The sequence below is a fragment of the Fluviicola sp. genome (genome assembly GCF_039596355.1).
Taxonomy (GTDB): Bacteria; Bacteroidota; Bacteroidia; order Flavobacteriales_D; family Crocinitomicaceae; genus Fluviicola.
In genome coordinates this window covers 116,001-131,525 of the sequence record NZ_JBCNJW010000006.1, presented here as the reverse complement: position 1 = coordinate 131,525, position 15,525 = coordinate 116,001, and the positions used below count along the sequence as shown (strand labels likewise).

The following is a 15,525-nucleotide window of genomic DNA, read 5'->3' as shown; positions in this document are numbered from 1 at the left end:
GGTTATCGGATCAAATGTAGTTTTTGATTCGTGTAAATGTAACGAATGTTCCGGTTTGGGATAACGGCTTCGTTTTCTCCGCCAGGATTGAACGTCAGTGAATCACCGTTGAACGAAAAGATTGTTTTACCACCGGATTCGTTAATTTGTACGATGTCTGTGAGCTTCGTTTCCAGGTCTTTTCCTGAAAGATCTATGATGCCCAAGGATCGAATCTTGTCATTCTCGAACAAAAACACACTTGCTCCGCAGTAATATTCAAATGCCTCCTGGCAAAGAATATAGACTTTCTCACTTTGAGGATTCCGGTAAAAATGTGGTTCAAACAGGTAAACATCGCCCGAACCATTGGATTGAAAGCGGATTTGATGTTGTTTGTCCACTCCCAGTAAGCGCATTCCGAAGTTGTCTTCCGTATTGGGTGGCACCATTTTCCCGTCCGGATATTCGTAATATCCGGTTAAAACGGCAAGTGAACCGAGTTGATAAGCATCGGCGGTATAAAATCCTTTGATCCCCAACTTGGGGATGGTGTCCGGATGAAATTCGGCGTATTCCAACTGAGCGGATTCGTTTTTTTTCGATATACCTTGCTCCGGCAGATGCCTGTTTGTGCCAGATTCCGAACAGGAAAACAGCAGGCTGGAAAGGAGAAAAACAGATAAGATTCGGTTCATAGATGAATTTGAAAATTGGCAATTCGCAATATTACGAATTGCCAATTTGGATTAAGATTCATGGGATAATTTTTTGCTGTTCATTGCAATAATCTGCTCTTCGTAAAGCACTGGAATCAATTTGAATTCCCGCTTGTTGTAATGATTGGCTGCACTGGAACCTGCTTCGGGAATGATTCTCTCCAATTCGGACTTCAGGTTGTTGGTAAACTCCCGGGGCTGTTTTTCTGAGAGGTCAAAAACGGCCGGAAATGGAACGATGAATTGATACGTCGGAATGAATGACATGGCGGGATCAGATTAAATGAGGACTTCTGCTTTCATCGGTTCGTCGTTCAATCCCGAAAGGAGATTATCGATTGCCAGGTTGAGCATGGCAGTACGTGTTTCCAGAGTGGCTGAACCGATATGCGGCAATACACAAACGCGCGGCATGTTCAGCAGCGGATTATCTGCCAGCATCGGCTCCGGATTGGTTACATCCAGTCCGACTCCCCAAATGATCTTGTTTTCGAGGGCATCTATCAAATCCGTTTCGTTGTGAAAACCTCCGCGGGCGGTATTGATGAAAATGGCTGAATGCTTCATTTGTTCAAAAGCCGATCGGTTGAACATGCCGGCATTTTCCGGAGTCAGGTTGGAATGAACCGAAAGAACATCACTTTGTGCAAGCAGTTGTTCGAAAGACACACGTTTCGCCCCGAGTTCGCGTTCGGCCTTTTCATTCGTTCCGCGATTGTGGTAAATGATGTGCATCCCGAATGCATCCCTGCAGCGTTTTGCCAAAGCAAAACCAATGCTTCCGAGTCCAAAGATTCCGAGTGTTTTTCCGCGGAGCTCGATTCCGAATTGCTCGCTTTCCTGGCTGGCTTTCCAGTTAGCTTCACGAATCTGTCTTCCCAGGTAAAAAGCATTGCGGGCCGTCGCCTGGATTAACAGGAAAGCTGTATCTGCAGTAGCATCGGTTAAAACTCCCGGTGTGTTTCCGATCCGGATTCCCAATTCTTTTGCGGCTGTCAAATCCACATGATCATACCCGACAGAATGCAGCGAAATGACTTTCAGGTTCGGGCAGGCTTCCATCAGCTCCCGGTTCAATTGATTGATCCCGGCATTCAGCAGTCCGTCTGCAGATTGGCATTTTTCGATCAATTCCGCGGGTGTCAGATTCCGGTTTTCTTCCCAAACCGTTATTTCCAGTCCGGCTTCCCGCAGACGTTCCATCCCGAAGGGCATAATTGGGCGTGTGATAACGATGTTCATGGTATTTTTTTCGTGTTTTTGAATCATTCAGACCACTTGTCCGATGCTAAAATGGCATATCCGTAATTGTCAGACCAGCCTGATTGAAGCGGTAAAAGCTGCCTGGTATGTGCTTCCCGGAGCATTCCTGCTTTTTCCAATACGCGAAAAGAACCGGTGTTTTCAACGGCGCACCCGGCTTCAATCCGGTGAAGATCGAGTTCCTCGAAACCAAAACGGATGATGCGTTTAACCGCTTCGGTGGTAAAACCCTGGTTCCAGAATTGCTGGTAAATCTTGAACCAGATTTCAGCATTCCGGTATTTTTCTCTTCCCAGGTTGATAGCGATTAAACCGACGAACGTTTGGTGATCGCTTGTTTCCAATGCGAAGACGAGGTTCCGTGGACTTAATAACCAGGAGGTCAAAATCCTTTCTGTTTCCTGTTGGTTTTGCGGAATATCAGCCGTATTGAAGCGTGTAATTTCAGGCAGTGTCTGTAGTTGATGAACATGGTCGATGTCCGATCCGGAAACCGGCCTGATGGTCAGACGTTCGGTTTTCAGGATGTAATCTTTTCGTACGTTGGCTAGCATCTTCCTGATTTTTCGATTGGAATTAATGGATGGATAATCTCTCCAAAGCTTCCTCCGGAGAACTTAAAAAGTTCACGTGTTTTCCCTTGTTACTTTCGAAGATGAAGTCCGTGATGCTTTTGGAGGTGTAGGAACTGAAATCGCCTACAATTGCCAGCCGGACGCGGTAATTGGAAAATTTCTGGAGGATTTCGCCGGCTATTCCGTTTTTGAGATCGAAAAAGTCGGGAGTGATGTTTTTACTGTACACAATCATCCGGTCAAATCCCTGGTAATAGACGTTTCCGAGTAAATCCAGACCGTCTTCCGCGTTCCGGATGATGATTTCCTCCGAAAGGATTTCTGCAATTTGTATGTTGTTTACCTTGTGTGATTGGATCTGCATGATGTTCTTGATTCGAAGCGTTAAGATACGGTTTTCCGGCGTTTCCCGGTGCAGCATCTGTGAACTTTCTCCCTGTTTTTGGGATGCATTTAGTTGGCGGGGAATGTCAGCGAACGGTTCAGTTTCATCACATGGGTTTTGGTCAAACTGTCGGAAGGATTGAATCGTACTGCTCGTTGGTAGCGTTCAATGGCTTTCGGGATATTACCTTGTAATTCATATTTCCGCGCCTGGTTGAGAATTTGCTGAGATGCGCGTTTCTCATCTGCATCGTATGAATAGATAAGGCTTGCACTTCGAACTGTCCGGAAACCAAAAATTCCCTTGCGTAAAGAAACTTTGACCAACTTACTGTTTATCACGTCTGTTGAGTAATCGAAAACCAGCTGCTTTTCAAATCCGTTATAATCCACGATGACATACGGATCTTTCGATCCACGTCCCCCGAATCGCCCGGTTTTGATGACTTTCAGGAAGATCGTTTCCGGTTTCTTTTCCAGCGGAATGTAATAATTCAGAGTCATAACAAGTGTCAGCACCACACCACCGGAGAAGAAAATCCCGGCAAGTGTCGTCCACCAAATTCCGTAAGTTTCTACGCGACGCTTATAGTTCCGCATCCGGTTTCGGAGTAGAAAAAATGCAATGGAGCCTCCACCAATGTAAATGACGAGCGCTGTCCACAAGGAAATGAATGTTTCCCGGTACAAATCCACTTCCCAGATCAACAGGAGAAGGAAACCGATTAGACCAATGGATAAGCCCGTTTGTTTCTTCCTGTTCGGTTTGCGTTTGGGCTTGTGCGTGTGTCCGCGTTTTCGTTTACGCTTTGGATTTCTTCTGCTCATGATTCTAAGGGATAAAACTCAAATCGAGGTAAAAACGGGCCGGGTTTGCCGGATCGACATACAAAATAGTTGATTGCTTCATGGCAAAATACATTTCCAGGCTTTTTGGGGCGAGTTCAGAAGGCATACGAAAAAGGTGTTTGCCGCCATTGAATTCTGCTTCGAATTCGAGGATGCTTTGAATGTGTTCTTTTTTCAACTCGATGTCGTAATGATTGGTAGGGATAAACTCCGTTTCTGTCCACTGATTGCTTTTGATCGCCACTTGTTCCAGGTTTACCGGGATTTGAATCCCCTGATTTACGAGGTCGTACATGTCTTGCAACTGATTAATGGTTTCTTCCGCAACGGTTTTTTTCGACATCCGGATCAGGATCAACAACATCACGGCAAAAAACAGGATGAAACCGATTCCGGCCGCCAGCATGATGTAGCTGACAAAATTATCAAAATGCCGTGCAGCACCGCGAATCATCAGATACCCCAAAAACGCCAGTCCGAAAGCGATCCAGGTAGTGATGTGGACGAATTGTTGCTTGAATTTTTTCATACAGGTTTAGTCGAAAGGAGCAAAACTAACGATTTTCCATGCTCCATCCACCTTTTGGAGAATAGGATAAGCATCTGCGCTCAAAATGAGCTGCTCTGTTTTAACGAACCCGGAAACCTGTTTGTCGAGTGTTCGGATTTGGATAAAATGATCGCCCCGTTCCATGATTTCAAGGACTTCGTAAGAAAGTAAGGCCGTTTTTTTAGAATTCGTTGCCGCCTTTTCGTAAACAATCGTTTGGGGAGAAATACACACTGCCGTTCGATACCAGTCAAGATCCTGATCGATGTGTTCAAACAGGATATCTGATTGCGGATAAGGAAAACAAAACTCCGTTTTTTGGTGATCTTTCCAGGCTCCTCCCAAATCGAGAAACAAGTTCATTTTCGACCAAAGAGCCGATTTCTCAGCTTGTTTATTGAGTTTCCATTCATCCAGAAAGGTTGGGATTCCGTGCATGCCACCGCCATAACTAACAACGATTCCGGTGTCGAGACAGGAAATGAATTCCGGAAGATTTTTGCGCTCCACACATTGCCTTAACCTGGAAACGAAGCGCTTCAGGGAGGCATCATCTGAAGTTTGATCAATGGGATAGATGTAGGAAGAACTGGTGTGTACTTTTAAGATCGAATCGGTACGCGGAATTTCCGTAACGGAAGTCGTCTTCTTCTCAGTGATGTTGTCCGCTTCCGTAACTTTTGTGGAAGAAGAATCCGAACAGGAAAAGAATGTAAGGGAAATCGGAATCAGGAGGAAAATCAGTTTCATCATATGATTATTTTGAGGATTTACCATGCGAAGATTCTTTCAGGATTTCCTGCCGGTACAATTCTACCAGGTTTTCAAACGAAATCCGGTTTGCAGCCCTTGGAGAGGGTGAGTAGAGGATCACCAGCTGAACGATTTTTCCCCGGTATTCCATTTCACTGCGGATGGGTTTCTTTCCGGCAGGAAAACGAAAACGGATTCCTTTTTGAGTTAAAAATTCCGTAAACCATTTGGCTGCGCTTACTTTTCCCGAACTACTGGTGAAAATGAGTTTTTCGATCGTCGGGTTTTCATCCAGGATTTGGAAAATATCCATGTATTCGAGCACGGTGAGATTTTCATCCAACGAACTGTTTGCGTGCCGGATAATCTGTTTTCCCATATCTGTTACCGCCAGCCGGAGGTTTCGCAGGAGAATTTTTCGTTCTTCTGTTGCCGGATTTCCGGTCATGAATTGCAATTCCGTTCCCAGGATTTCAGCAATGACCTTCCAGAACAGGTTGGCTTTGTTCGGGTAGAAAAAGTCGAAAGACCAGTTTTTCCTGGCAGTTGGAAACGTGCCGATGATCATCGTTTTGCTGTTCTCGGGTGCAAACCAATTCCAGGGATGAAGTTCTTCTTGCATTTATTTCTGGGTGTTTTGTAAGAGAATTCGGTTGATTTGATTTTTTCGTTTCATGTAAATTGCCGTTACCTCAATTTTTGAACCTTTTCATCTCATTTTCTTTTTGAAAAGCATGATTTGTATTTTTCAGACGCTGCTTTTTTGTGTTTCATCTTACAAAGTTAGTTGAAGTTTGGATTTGAGTTGTAACTGAAAATAAGATTTTAAGTGCATCTAAAAAAGAGATGGTAAAAGTGTAATGATAATCTTATAATAAACTTTGAAAAATAAATTGTACTAAATCCTCAATCAGAGGAAACTATTTCGTTTTGTTTTTACAAATTTTCAATACTACAAATTTAACTTATGCAAATGATGAAGTATACGCTCCTCTCCAGTGTCTTTTGTTTTCTTTTTTATGATCATGCTTTTACTCAGCAGGATTCACGTATTTTAGAATGGGTATCCGGGCATCCCTCCGTTTACATTTTCTCCGAAGCAAATTATAGTCAACTAAGTTCTGATTTCAAATCCAAGTTACAGGATCGTGTGGTGGTTTACAAAGATAAGCTCCTGTTTGAGGACCTGATAGCATTTGATGGACTCGAAAAAGCGGAGGCTGTTTCCATGAATTCAGAACTCAAAGACGAGGATGTGCAACTGATTAAAAATTGGCTGGCTTTTCATCAGGATGTTAAAATTATCAGAAGGTCTGAGTTTCAAACGATGCCGGAAGAACGTAAAAACCTGTACCAATCCGAAAATGCCCTCATATTGATCGGTGAATACCTAACCGTTCAGGATATAACGAACTACTTGTATTAATATTTATTTCATGCTACAACTTATGAAAACAGGAAAATTACTTGTTCTGATATCCTGCATTCTGATTTTTCAGAAAGGCGTATTCGGTCAGTCGAATACGCCATGTTCAGGGGGTTCAATATCAGCTCCTTCCATTACAGTCAGTTCAACCTGTTCCTATACTTCGGGGACTACGGTTGGAGCTACTGCTCAAACCAATGCTGCGAACGGGGGAACACCTTCCTGCGGTTCCATGGGGCCGGATGTTTGGTACCAATTTACTGCTCCGTCTTCCGGATCGGTTCAGATTAATACACAGGCAGGATCTATCACGGATGGAGTAATGGCTTTATATTCAGGGTCTTGTGGAAGTTTTACGCAGATTAGTTGTAATGACGATTTTTCAGGTAGTACGATGCCACAAATCAGTGCATCGAGCCTGACTCCCGGTGCGACTTACCTGATCCGTTTCTGGCAATATGGAGGCGGAACAGGAACTTTCAGTCTGTGTGTCACTGCTTTAGCTCCACCGGTAGGTAATACAACCTGTTCTGTTCAAACACCGATTTGCTCCGGATCCCCAATTAGTTTTACGGCAAATACGGGAGGAAGCCCGGCAAGTACTGTGAATCCCGGGAATAATTATGGCTGTTTGTCCACGTCGCCAAATCCAAGCTGGTATTATTTGCAGATTGCTACTCCCGGAACCCTTACGGTAGATATTACAGCTGGTTCGGACGTAGATTTTGCCATTTGGGGGCCTTTCGCATCGGTTTCAGCAGGGACATCGGCTTGTAATACGTATGGAGCACCATTGGATTGTTCTTATTCGACATCTGCTACCGAGCAGGTAAATATTGCAGGAGTTGTTGCAGGACAAGTTTATGTGTTGCTGGTCACCAATTACGCCAATACGGTTCAAAATATCAGTGTTACGAATGGGGGAGGAACTGCAACGACCAATTGCGCCATCGTCTTACCGGTTGGTTATACTGCGTGGGATGCGGAGGTAGCAGGAGAAGCAGTTCGTCTCGCCTGGACTACCGAAACGGAAACAAATAATGATTATTTTGCGATACAGCATTCGGGCGACTGCATCGTCTGGGAAACGCTTGGTTTGATAGAAGGAGCAGGAACCAGTTCGGATGTGCATAATTATAGTTTTACAGATCAGTCACCTGCTGAGGGAATTAATTATTACCGGTTGATGCAGGTGGATAAGGATGGAAAGACTCAATATAGTTCCATCCGTTCTGTTAAATACTCGATGTCTGATAAGTATATTGTTTCACCAAATCCTACGAAAGCTTTTGCTTTTGTGCATCAAACGGGACATCTTGAAATTACTTCTGTGGAATTAATTGATCCGGTTGGCCGGGTACAATGCATGCCTTTTGATAAACTGGATGGTGGAGTGAATGTGGATTGTCGTTCAGTAAGTCACGGAACATACTTCATTCGTTGTACCGATGAACTTGGAAAATCAAGCTCTTCGGTAGTGGTTATCGAATAATTCAGGAGCTACCTTGCTTGTGATACTGAAACGTGTTTTTGTACTGATCCTTATGCTTTACGGGAATACGATTTTAGTAAAATCCGGAAGTTATTGATTTTGAATAGATACAACAAACCATCGAAGGAATCGTTTATTCGGTGGTTTAAATCTCCTCATTTCGTTTTTGCCCGTTTCAATGTTATTAGGTAGTTTGCAGCGATTCTCTTCAAGACCCGGTCACTTCATTCCTCTTCAGGAGTAAGGTATGCCGGTTGACCTCCAAAGGCTGATTTTTCCGCTTTTTATAGATCAGGGTGAACCCGACCGCCAGAAAAATGGTCAACAGCCTGAAAATGTTTGATTTCAATCCTCCGAGTGCCGTTGCATCGACATCAAACAATGCCCACGACAGGTTCATGAAGGTGTGCGTGAAAACCGGAACCCACAGGTTGTACTTCCATTCGGCAAAGAGCCAGGCGAAGAAAACTGCTCCTAAAAAAGTGACTGTAAAAATTCCTGTGAGCTCCAAAAAGCCAGAACCCTGGTAGAGATGTCCGAAAGCAAAAATCACTGCCCCGAAGAAGATAGCCGGGATGAACCCGATGCGCGTATGCCGGAACAGCATTCCGAAGAAGAATCCCCGGAAGTACCATTCTTCCATCAACCCGGCAATGAGTGTTCCCGCAATGAGATTTTCTGTTTCTATTTTCGTGTTGAAATCAAAGAAGAGTAACCCGCCGATAAACAGGGGAAGCGTGAACAAGGCACTCACACCGATTCCGGTAAATAAGTTCCCGGACATTCCCAGATCCGCAAACACGTTTTCCCGTTTACAGATCAGGTAGGTTCCTGCAAAAATCGGAAGACCGATCAGTAAATAGGTGATGATATAGCTCGTCAATCCCTGCCGGGTGTAGGCATCCAGAATTGTTTTGATGGTTCCGAAATAGTGAAACAAGACATAGTAGACCAGGAAACTGATCCCCACGATGAGTGTTGTCCGGAGCGATTTATTAGCCTTCATCATTCAATTCGGATCAATACTACCTTTTGATCTGTTCTTCTTCGGGAATGTTGATCACGCCGCAACCATCCACGAGCCATTGTTGTCCGGCCCGTACGAGTTTCATTTTCACCTTGAAACCGGTCCATTTTTTGCCGGCTACCGTCACATATCCGGTTTCTTCGTCTGCTTCTTCCACTTTAAATCCTTCGTCGGGATAATCCTGTGCATCCAGGATCGGGTCGAAATCCAGTCCCAGCTCGGGGTCTGCTTTCTCCGCATCACCGATCAGTTGATTCAGCGTTCGCTTAAAATGTTCTGAAGCCAGTGGATTTTGATCTGCCCATTCCCGTCTTTCAAGCGCCTTTCTCATCAAGTTGGCATTTTCCACATATCCGTTGATAAACTTCAGCGCGGTTGTTTTCTGTGATTCCGTTACCGACTCGGAATGAACCGCCGGAGCGGATTCTTCGTTTGGGGCATTTTCGAGACAACCTGCAGCTGCAAGCGCGATGAACAAGAAGGGGAGGAGTTTGAGCATGGAAGTATGTTTTCCGAGAGTTTAATTTACATAAATACTATAACTTATTCTGAATCACCATTAGGTGCTGTATTTTCTTTTTCCCTGACCTCTAACGCTTCTTTCTTTAATTGTTGCATTTCACTAACAATATCCTCTAGATTCTTTGGCTTGGGTTCAACATAAATAAATTCTTCCTCAAAAATCTCCACATATGCCGTTTTAAAAGTATCCGTTTTTCTAAATTCCCGAAACAATGGCCATTCTCTATAAGCATCTTTTGTAACATCTTTACTTGTGGATCCAATTGATTTCATCAATTTAATTGCGTCTTCTGATTCTTCTTTTAATACTGCTATTGCTAGTTTGTATTTGTCATTAGTTGCCGACCAATCATGCTTTTCGAGAACTTTCTTACATTCTTCTTTTTTATTTGATAGGTAATGTGCAAGTGCTTTGTTTATTGTGAAAATACAGACCATTTCTTGATCAGCATGTTTTTTTATAGTGTCGGTTGCAAATGTCAATAATTTTAATGCTAGTCGATTATGGCCTTTAATTAATAACTGATAACAAACATTATTTAAATGGGCATCAGCCTTTTCTATTTCATCAGGAATCAATTTTCTCCATGTAACTTGTCCGAGTTTTACTCCGATTTCGAATAGTATCTGGTAACATTTATTAAAATATTCTGGTTTTGCACTTAATTGTTCACCAACTTTAATCTCATCGATATTTTTCACCTCATTTTCTCGGCAAACATCAATGTATTGTCTCGAGACAACGCCATTGCAATGAACAAAAAGATTCCGTCTCTCTGTGATTTCAATAAAGTCACTAAAACTAGGCAAGTCTTTTCTTAGTGTTATTCCTAATTTGTTTTCAAGCCATTTAAATTGTTTTAAATGGCTTTCTCTGAGTACTGATTCAACTTCCTTTTCAATCAAAAATTCTTTAGCATCTTCAATTGAAGCAAATTTCATTAATTCACTAAAAAGAATATTCTTTTCAGAACCATTCAAAAGTTCTGGTTTCGCAAAAAACATAGTTCTAATTAAACCACCAAGATATGCATCATATTGACTGACAAAGGATACAACAAAGTTTATTGGAAGTAATTGATATGCTAGCCCTGTTTTATCAACCTTTTCAGTCAGCTCAATAAATCCTTTGAACTTATCTGATGGTACTAAAAGTTTACTTTGTTTAGGCTCGTCACCATCAGTACTTTCGTCTTTCTTTTTTTCTATGATCCCACTATCTTTTATATATTGTTCAACATGGCGAGATTCTTGAACTAGTTTCAAACTGATTAAACTCATTACAATTGGTACAATATCAGCCTGTGATTCAATATGCTTAATAAACTTGTTTATTTCAGATGCAAAATCTGGTTTTGATGAATTAATTTCTGCTTGAATTTCTTCGAGTGAATCTGGTTGTTGTTCTTCCATAAAAGTAAACGTTAAAAGTAAGTGAAGGAGGGTATATTTTTTATCGGTTTATGTAGTTGAATTACATAAAATGAATGAAATTTTCATGTTTGTATCATTCTTTCTCGTAAATGTATAGTTTGTTATTGGTTAACGATAAATGCCGAAAATAATGTTTCTAGTCTGATTTCCAAACGGTTTTTGAAAAAAGATGTGGTTATCAACTAATTTTACCATTCACCACGTCCAAAACAAACCGCTTCCGGTTCTCAACACTTGTTTTTGGAACGTCAATCACTTCGTACCGGTACTTTTCGTAAGTTGTTTTCAGGTGATGATAGGTCATTTCTGCTTCCTCCCAGTTCTGTTTTCGTTCGTTGTCTGTTTCGTAAATCTCCAGCCATGGCGGGAGAATGAATACTTTCGGGTTGTATCGATACATAGTTGCATACGCGTGCATGGCTTCAGAGATTCCGTTTCCGATTAGTGCCGAGTAACAGAGTGTATCGGGAATTCCGCGGTCGAAAAAGAGGATTTCATTGTTTTCGAGGCGATCGGTATAGCTTTTTACCGAACCTTCCAGAATGAGCTGCGTGTACAACGAAGTATCTTTCCAGGGAAGGGCGTTTCCACCGGTTTTCATTTGGTTTTGAATAATTTCCCGTGCTACTTCAGGAACAACGGCATATCCGTCTTGTTGAAGCGCTTTCAGTAAGGTCGTTTTTCCGGATCCGGGGCCTCCGGTGAGGATGTAAAAGTTGGGTTTTGAAAAATTCAAAAGCGTGTTTTTTGTGAGTTCAAGATAAGCAAAATGGAGTGTTTTCGACAGGAAATGTCGAATGATTTTCCTTTGGATTTTGATTCGGTGGATAAGTGGACGCTTATCCACCAGTTACCATGGTAACTAATGCGATTGGGAGAATCAATGGACACTAAAACGGTTTACCTATCCGATTATTGGTACGCTTCGTTTTTCCGTCGTAATTTTGCGGAATGAAAGTGGTACTAGTGGTTTTGGCGGGACTCTTGTTAGGTAGTCTTCGTCCGGTTTTTGCACAAACAGTTCCTGTGCGCATCGTTTCCTACAATTTATTGAATTTCCCTAACGGACGCAACGATTGCGGTTCCGGAAACGTGAATCTTCCCAACCGTTCGGATACCTTGCGCAAGATCATGCAGTACCTCAAACCCGATATTTTCGTAGGCTGTGAAATTCAGACGGAAGCCGGATGTGACAGCGTACTGAACCGTTCCCTGAATGTGTTCGGAACAACTTCTTACCAGCGTGCACAGTGGATTTCAAACTCCAATGGAGGCGATTTGCAGAATATGTTGTTTTATAACGCTGCAAAACTGACCTTGAAAGAACAGCGAATCGTCAATACATCACCACGCGATTTGAGTCATTATATCTTGTATGTAAACGACAATACGCTGTCTCAGCACCACGATACCTGTTTCATTGAAGTATTTATGTGTCATTTGAAAGCAGGAAGCACGAGTTCTGATCTGAGCGATCGTGCCCAGCAAACAGCGATGCTGCGCACCATTTTGGACGGTCGTCCGCAGGGAAGACACCTGTTTGTTTGCGGTGACTTGAATACGTACCGCAGTTCCGAAGTGTGCTACCAAAACCTGGTGAGCGGCGGAACAAGCTTCCTGAAAGATCCGCTGAATGCACCCGGAAACTGGACTTCAAACAGTTCATTCGGCTACCTGCACACTCAATCGCCACGCACAAGTGGTTCTACGGATTGTGGAATTACCGGAGGTTTGGATGATCGTTTCGACCACATCCTCGTTTCCCAGAATGTCATGAATGGAGCCAACGATCTGCAGTTTGTTGCTAATTCGTACAAAGCAGTGGGGAATGACGGAAACCATTACAACCAAAGCATTTTGTCGGGAAGTAATTCCCAATACCCGGATTCATTGGTGCGGGCTTTGTATTATGCTTCCGACCACCTGCCGGTGAAAATGGACATGCTTTACACGCTTCCAACTGATTTCGGACTGAATTTAACACTGACATTTTCCGGTGGAACTTGCGCTTCGGGCGGAACCAGTGTAACCGTTCAACCCAATGCCGGACAAGCACCGTATACCTACCAATGGGATGCAAATGCCGGTTCTCAGACCGGAGCTACGGCAAATAACCTGCAGGGAGGAAGCTATTGCGTTACCGTGACAGACCACAATGGTGTGAGCGATAACGTGTGTTTCGAAGTCAACTCAGTAAATCCGCTGGAAGGAAGTGCTTTCCCGGGAACGGATGACGGAAGCTGTAACGGACAAACGTTCGTAGTTGCAACCGGCGGACAAGCGCCTTATACGTACCAGTGGAATGATCCACAGAACCAGACTACATCCACCGCAAGTAACTTGTGTGCAGGAACCTATACGTGTGTGATAACGGATCACAGCGGATGTACCGTGAGTGTATCGGTGATTATTCAATCCGAAACAACTTCCCTGGAAGAATTGTTTGCTGCAACCACATTTTCCGTTTTCCCGAATCCTGCATCTGAGAACCTCACAATACGCTGTGAAAACCAGTTGAAACCGGGTATGGTTGATTGCCGGATTCTGAGTGTTTCAGGGGAAGTGGTACAAACACAAGCAGTTAATTTTACAAACACCAGCCAGGTAACAATTCCGCTGAATGGGTTACGAAACGGAGTTTACTTCGTGGAACTGGAGAAAGATGGCGTGAAATTGCAGAAATTGGTGGTAAAGGAGTAATCTTTTGTCAGTTCGAGTGATTTTGCCGTTTCTTCTCGATACGCTTCGCACTCGAAGTGACACAGGCAAAATAGTATCGAGAACTTGACACAGACGAATCTAAAATGACCGTTCACGCTAAAAATTGTGACAAACAAGTGAGTGAAGCGAAAAAAAGCATTCCTTGTTTGAGTCCGGTTCAGCTTCAGGCTGAGAGGACGAGTTTCGAATGCTTTCGCGTAATGACGCGTAGTTTGTAAGTTTTTTAGTGCAGGTTCAGACCTTTTGGGGCCACCTTTTTACGGCAATGGTAAAAAGGTGGAATATTTTCAATAAAAAAGCCGATCACTCGGCTTCAATCATTTTTTTCATATTCGACAACCCTTCTTCAAAGTCCTTCCCGACGGCATTTTCCATGTTGAAAAACAGCATGAATGCATTGAAGGGCCAGGGAGTGGTGCTGGTGAATCCCCAGGCTACTTTCGTTTGGTTTTCTCCGGGTTCCTGTACGGTGAAATAAGCATTGGCAACGCTTTTCATCGGTTTCATGAAACGGATTTCATTTTCAATGCGTTCGTTCGGAACCAGTTTTTTGATTTCCTGTTCGCCTTCGCCCACTTGTTTGTGGTTACTTTCCCATTTGGAGATAAAACCGACCGTTTTGTCCGTTCCGATGTATGATTTCTTCATGTTCGGATCGAGTTGTGTCCATTTGCTCCATTGATCCTGCTTTTGCAGCGAAGAGAGGAAATCGTATGTTTCAGGTAGTGGTTTGTTGACTGTAATGGTGCGTTCAACTGCAAAATCTTTCTTGCTGAAAGCTGCAATAATCAATACCAGGGCGATAATTCCTGCTAATGCCCCGAGAATAATCCAAACAATCATCATAAGCTTTAATTTTTGTGTAAATAAACGATTTTTTAGAGACAAACAGACTATACATGCTGTCGTCCTGACTCTAAGGTCTTAGCGTCTTGACTCTAATCCCTTTTATTTCTCCTTCTCCAGCCATTTCAGACCTTCAAAAGCTGCTGCGTGTAAGATGGTTGCGTGGTCTTCTTTCTTGAATTCCATGAAGTTGCGTTTTGTTTCGTCCAGTTGATAGGACAGGTATTTCGCAAATGTTTTGGTATCTTTGACCATCATCGGATGCTCTTTTCCTACCGCGATAAATACCTTCGTTCCCAGTTCCTTGTAGCGGTTGGATTTTTCCTTGAACTGGTTGAGCAGTGATTGGTTGTTCCACCAGAAACTCGGACTCACGATGAGGTATTTGTTGAACAGTGCCGTTTTCTTCAATAAGATCTCACTCGCCAAAAGCCCGCCGAGAGATTGCCCGGTAAGTGTCCGGTGATCGTTGGTTTTGTAATACGTTTGAACAAACGGAATACACTCCGTCTCCAAAAAGCGGATGAACTCTTCGGAATGCCCGGTTGTCGGGAAATCTTGTTTGTCTTTCTCAATCGTTGTAGGATAGGTGAAATCGCGCTTGCGGTCCACGTTTGCTATCCCAACCACGATACTCGGTGTCATTTGCTGGCTCATAACCAAAAACTGCACGATTCCGGTCATGTGGATGAAATCTTCGTTGGAAGAGCCGTCCAGGACATAAATTACCGGATAGGTTTTTGCCGAATCGGGATGATACCCTTCCGGAACGTATACGTTCAGAATCCGCTCTTCGTTGAGTACCTTAGACTGGATGCGTTCGATTTTTGCCAGGAACAGGGAATCTTGTTGTGAGAAGGAAAGCGTTGAAATAAAAAAGGTTACGAATAATAAAAACTTCATAGATTGGCTTTAAATGCAGATGTGCCCTGTAAAAGTGCGCATTTCCTGCCAGATTTCAAAGATATAACGGTCGTGTCAATCT

The 15,525-nt window shown here is 43.2% G+C and carries 18 protein-coding genes; 3 read left to right on the top strand and 15 right to left on the bottom strand.

Features of this window, described 5'->3' with window-relative positions; genetic code table 11:
* Positions 1-2: 2 nt before the first annotated feature.
* From ABDV94_RS12905 to ABDV94_RS12865, 9 genes are all read right to left on the bottom strand, one after another.
* Positions 3-677 (bottom strand): hypothetical protein, encoded by a 675-nt coding sequence (locus ABDV94_RS12905; protein ID WP_343747605.1) that lies wholly within the window; start codon positions 675-677, stop codon positions 3-5.
* A gap of 51 nt (positions 678-728) precedes the next feature.
* Positions 729-965, bottom strand: a complete 237-nt coding sequence (locus tag ABDV94_RS12900) for a hypothetical protein (protein WP_343747604.1) — start codon at positions 963-965, stop codon at positions 729-731.
* A 12-nt stretch (positions 966-977) separates the two neighbouring features.
* A complete protein-coding gene (locus ABDV94_RS12895) occupies positions 978-1,940 on the bottom strand; it encodes a D-glycerate dehydrogenase (protein WP_343747603.1) in 963 nt (320 codons plus the stop codon).
* A gap of 23 nt (positions 1,941-1,963) precedes the next feature.
* Entirely contained in the window at positions 1,964-2,515 is a 552-nt protein-coding gene (locus ABDV94_RS12890; RefSeq protein WP_343747602.1) for a GNAT family N-acetyltransferase, read from the bottom strand.
* A 22-nt stretch (positions 2,516-2,537) separates the two neighbouring features.
* Positions 2,538-2,900, bottom strand: a complete 363-nt coding sequence (locus ABDV94_RS12885; RefSeq protein WP_343747683.1) for a DUF4180 domain-containing protein — start codon at positions 2,898-2,900, stop codon at positions 2,538-2,540.
* A gap of 89 nt (positions 2,901-2,989) precedes the next feature.
* Positions 2,990-3,748 (bottom strand): tetratricopeptide repeat protein, encoded by a 759-nt coding sequence (locus ABDV94_RS12880; RefSeq protein WP_343747601.1) that lies wholly within the window; start codon positions 3,746-3,748, stop codon positions 2,990-2,992.
* A 4-nt stretch (positions 3,749-3,752) separates the two neighbouring features.
* Positions 3,753-4,298 (bottom strand): hypothetical protein, encoded by a 546-nt coding sequence (locus ABDV94_RS12875; protein ID WP_343747600.1) that lies wholly within the window; start codon positions 4,296-4,298, stop codon positions 3,753-3,755.
* A 6-nt stretch (positions 4,299-4,304) separates the two neighbouring features.
* On the bottom strand, positions 4,305-5,072 hold the full coding sequence (locus ABDV94_RS12870) for a hypothetical protein (RefSeq protein ID WP_343747599.1): 768 nt from the start codon (positions 5,070-5,072) through the stop codon (positions 4,305-4,307).
* 4 nt (positions 5,073-5,076) lie between these two features.
* On the bottom strand, positions 5,077-5,694 hold the full coding sequence (locus ABDV94_RS12865; RefSeq protein ID WP_343747598.1) for a hypothetical protein: 618 nt from the start codon (positions 5,692-5,694) through the stop codon (positions 5,077-5,079).
* Between the two features lie 351 nt (positions 5,695-6,045).
* Here ABDV94_RS12865 and ABDV94_RS12860 point away from each other — a divergent pair, with 351 nt between their 5' ends.
* Positions 6,046-6,498 (top strand): hypothetical protein, encoded by a 453-nt coding sequence (locus tag ABDV94_RS12860; protein WP_343747597.1) that lies wholly within the window; start codon positions 6,046-6,048, stop codon positions 6,496-6,498.
* Positions 6,499-6,508: 10 nt separating this feature from the next.
* The gene (locus ABDV94_RS12855; protein ID WP_343747596.1) at positions 6,509-7,990 is read left to right on the top strand and encodes a T9SS type A sorting domain-containing protein; all 1,482 of its coding nucleotides are present in this window, start codon (positions 6,509-6,511) and stop codon (positions 7,988-7,990) included.
* Positions 7,991-8,198: 208 nt separating this feature from the next.
* On the opposite strand, the gene ABDV94_RS12850 is transcribed toward ABDV94_RS12855, so the two are convergent.
* The 4 genes from ABDV94_RS12850 to ABDV94_RS12835 all read right to left on the bottom strand — a co-directional run bounded on the left by ABDV94_RS12850 (position 8,199) and on the right by ABDV94_RS12835 (position 11,709).
* Positions 8,199-8,999: a CPBP family intramembrane glutamic endopeptidase gene (locus ABDV94_RS12850; RefSeq protein ID WP_343747595.1), complete on the bottom strand. Its 801-nt coding sequence runs from the start codon at positions 8,997-8,999 to the stop codon at positions 8,199-8,201.
* A gap of 16 nt (positions 9,000-9,015) precedes the next feature.
* Positions 9,016-9,516: a hypothetical protein gene (locus tag ABDV94_RS12845; protein ID WP_343747594.1), complete on the bottom strand. Its 501-nt coding sequence runs from the start codon at positions 9,514-9,516 to the stop codon at positions 9,016-9,018.
* 44 nt (positions 9,517-9,560) lie between these two features.
* Complete coding sequence (locus ABDV94_RS12840) at positions 9,561-10,952, bottom strand: hypothetical protein (RefSeq protein ID WP_343747593.1); 1,392 nt, start codon at positions 10,950-10,952, stop codon at positions 9,561-9,563.
* Positions 10,953-11,151: 199 nt separating this feature from the next.
* The gene (locus ABDV94_RS12835) at positions 11,152-11,709 is read right to left on the bottom strand and encodes an AAA family ATPase (protein WP_343747592.1); all 558 of its coding nucleotides are present in this window, start codon (positions 11,707-11,709) and stop codon (positions 11,152-11,154) included.
* A 215-nt stretch (positions 11,710-11,924) separates the two neighbouring features.
* On the opposite strand from ABDV94_RS12835, the gene ABDV94_RS12830 reads away from it, so the two are divergent.
* A complete protein-coding gene (locus tag ABDV94_RS12830; protein ID WP_343747591.1) occupies positions 11,925-13,673 on the top strand; it encodes a T9SS type A sorting domain-containing protein in 1,749 nt (582 codons plus the stop codon).
* A gap of 324 nt (positions 13,674-13,997) precedes the next feature.
* On the opposite strand, the gene ABDV94_RS12825 is transcribed toward ABDV94_RS12830, so the two are convergent.
* Both ABDV94_RS12825 and ABDV94_RS12820 read right to left on the bottom strand, forming a co-directional pair.
* Complete coding sequence (locus ABDV94_RS12825) at positions 13,998-14,540, bottom strand: SRPBCC family protein (RefSeq protein ID WP_343747590.1); 543 nt, start codon at positions 14,538-14,540, stop codon at positions 13,998-14,000.
* A 102-nt stretch (positions 14,541-14,642) separates the two neighbouring features.
* Positions 14,643-15,443 (bottom strand): alpha/beta hydrolase-fold protein, encoded by an 801-nt coding sequence (locus ABDV94_RS12820; RefSeq protein WP_343747589.1) that lies wholly within the window; start codon positions 15,441-15,443, stop codon positions 14,643-14,645.
* Positions 15,444-15,525 lie beyond the last annotated feature (82 nt).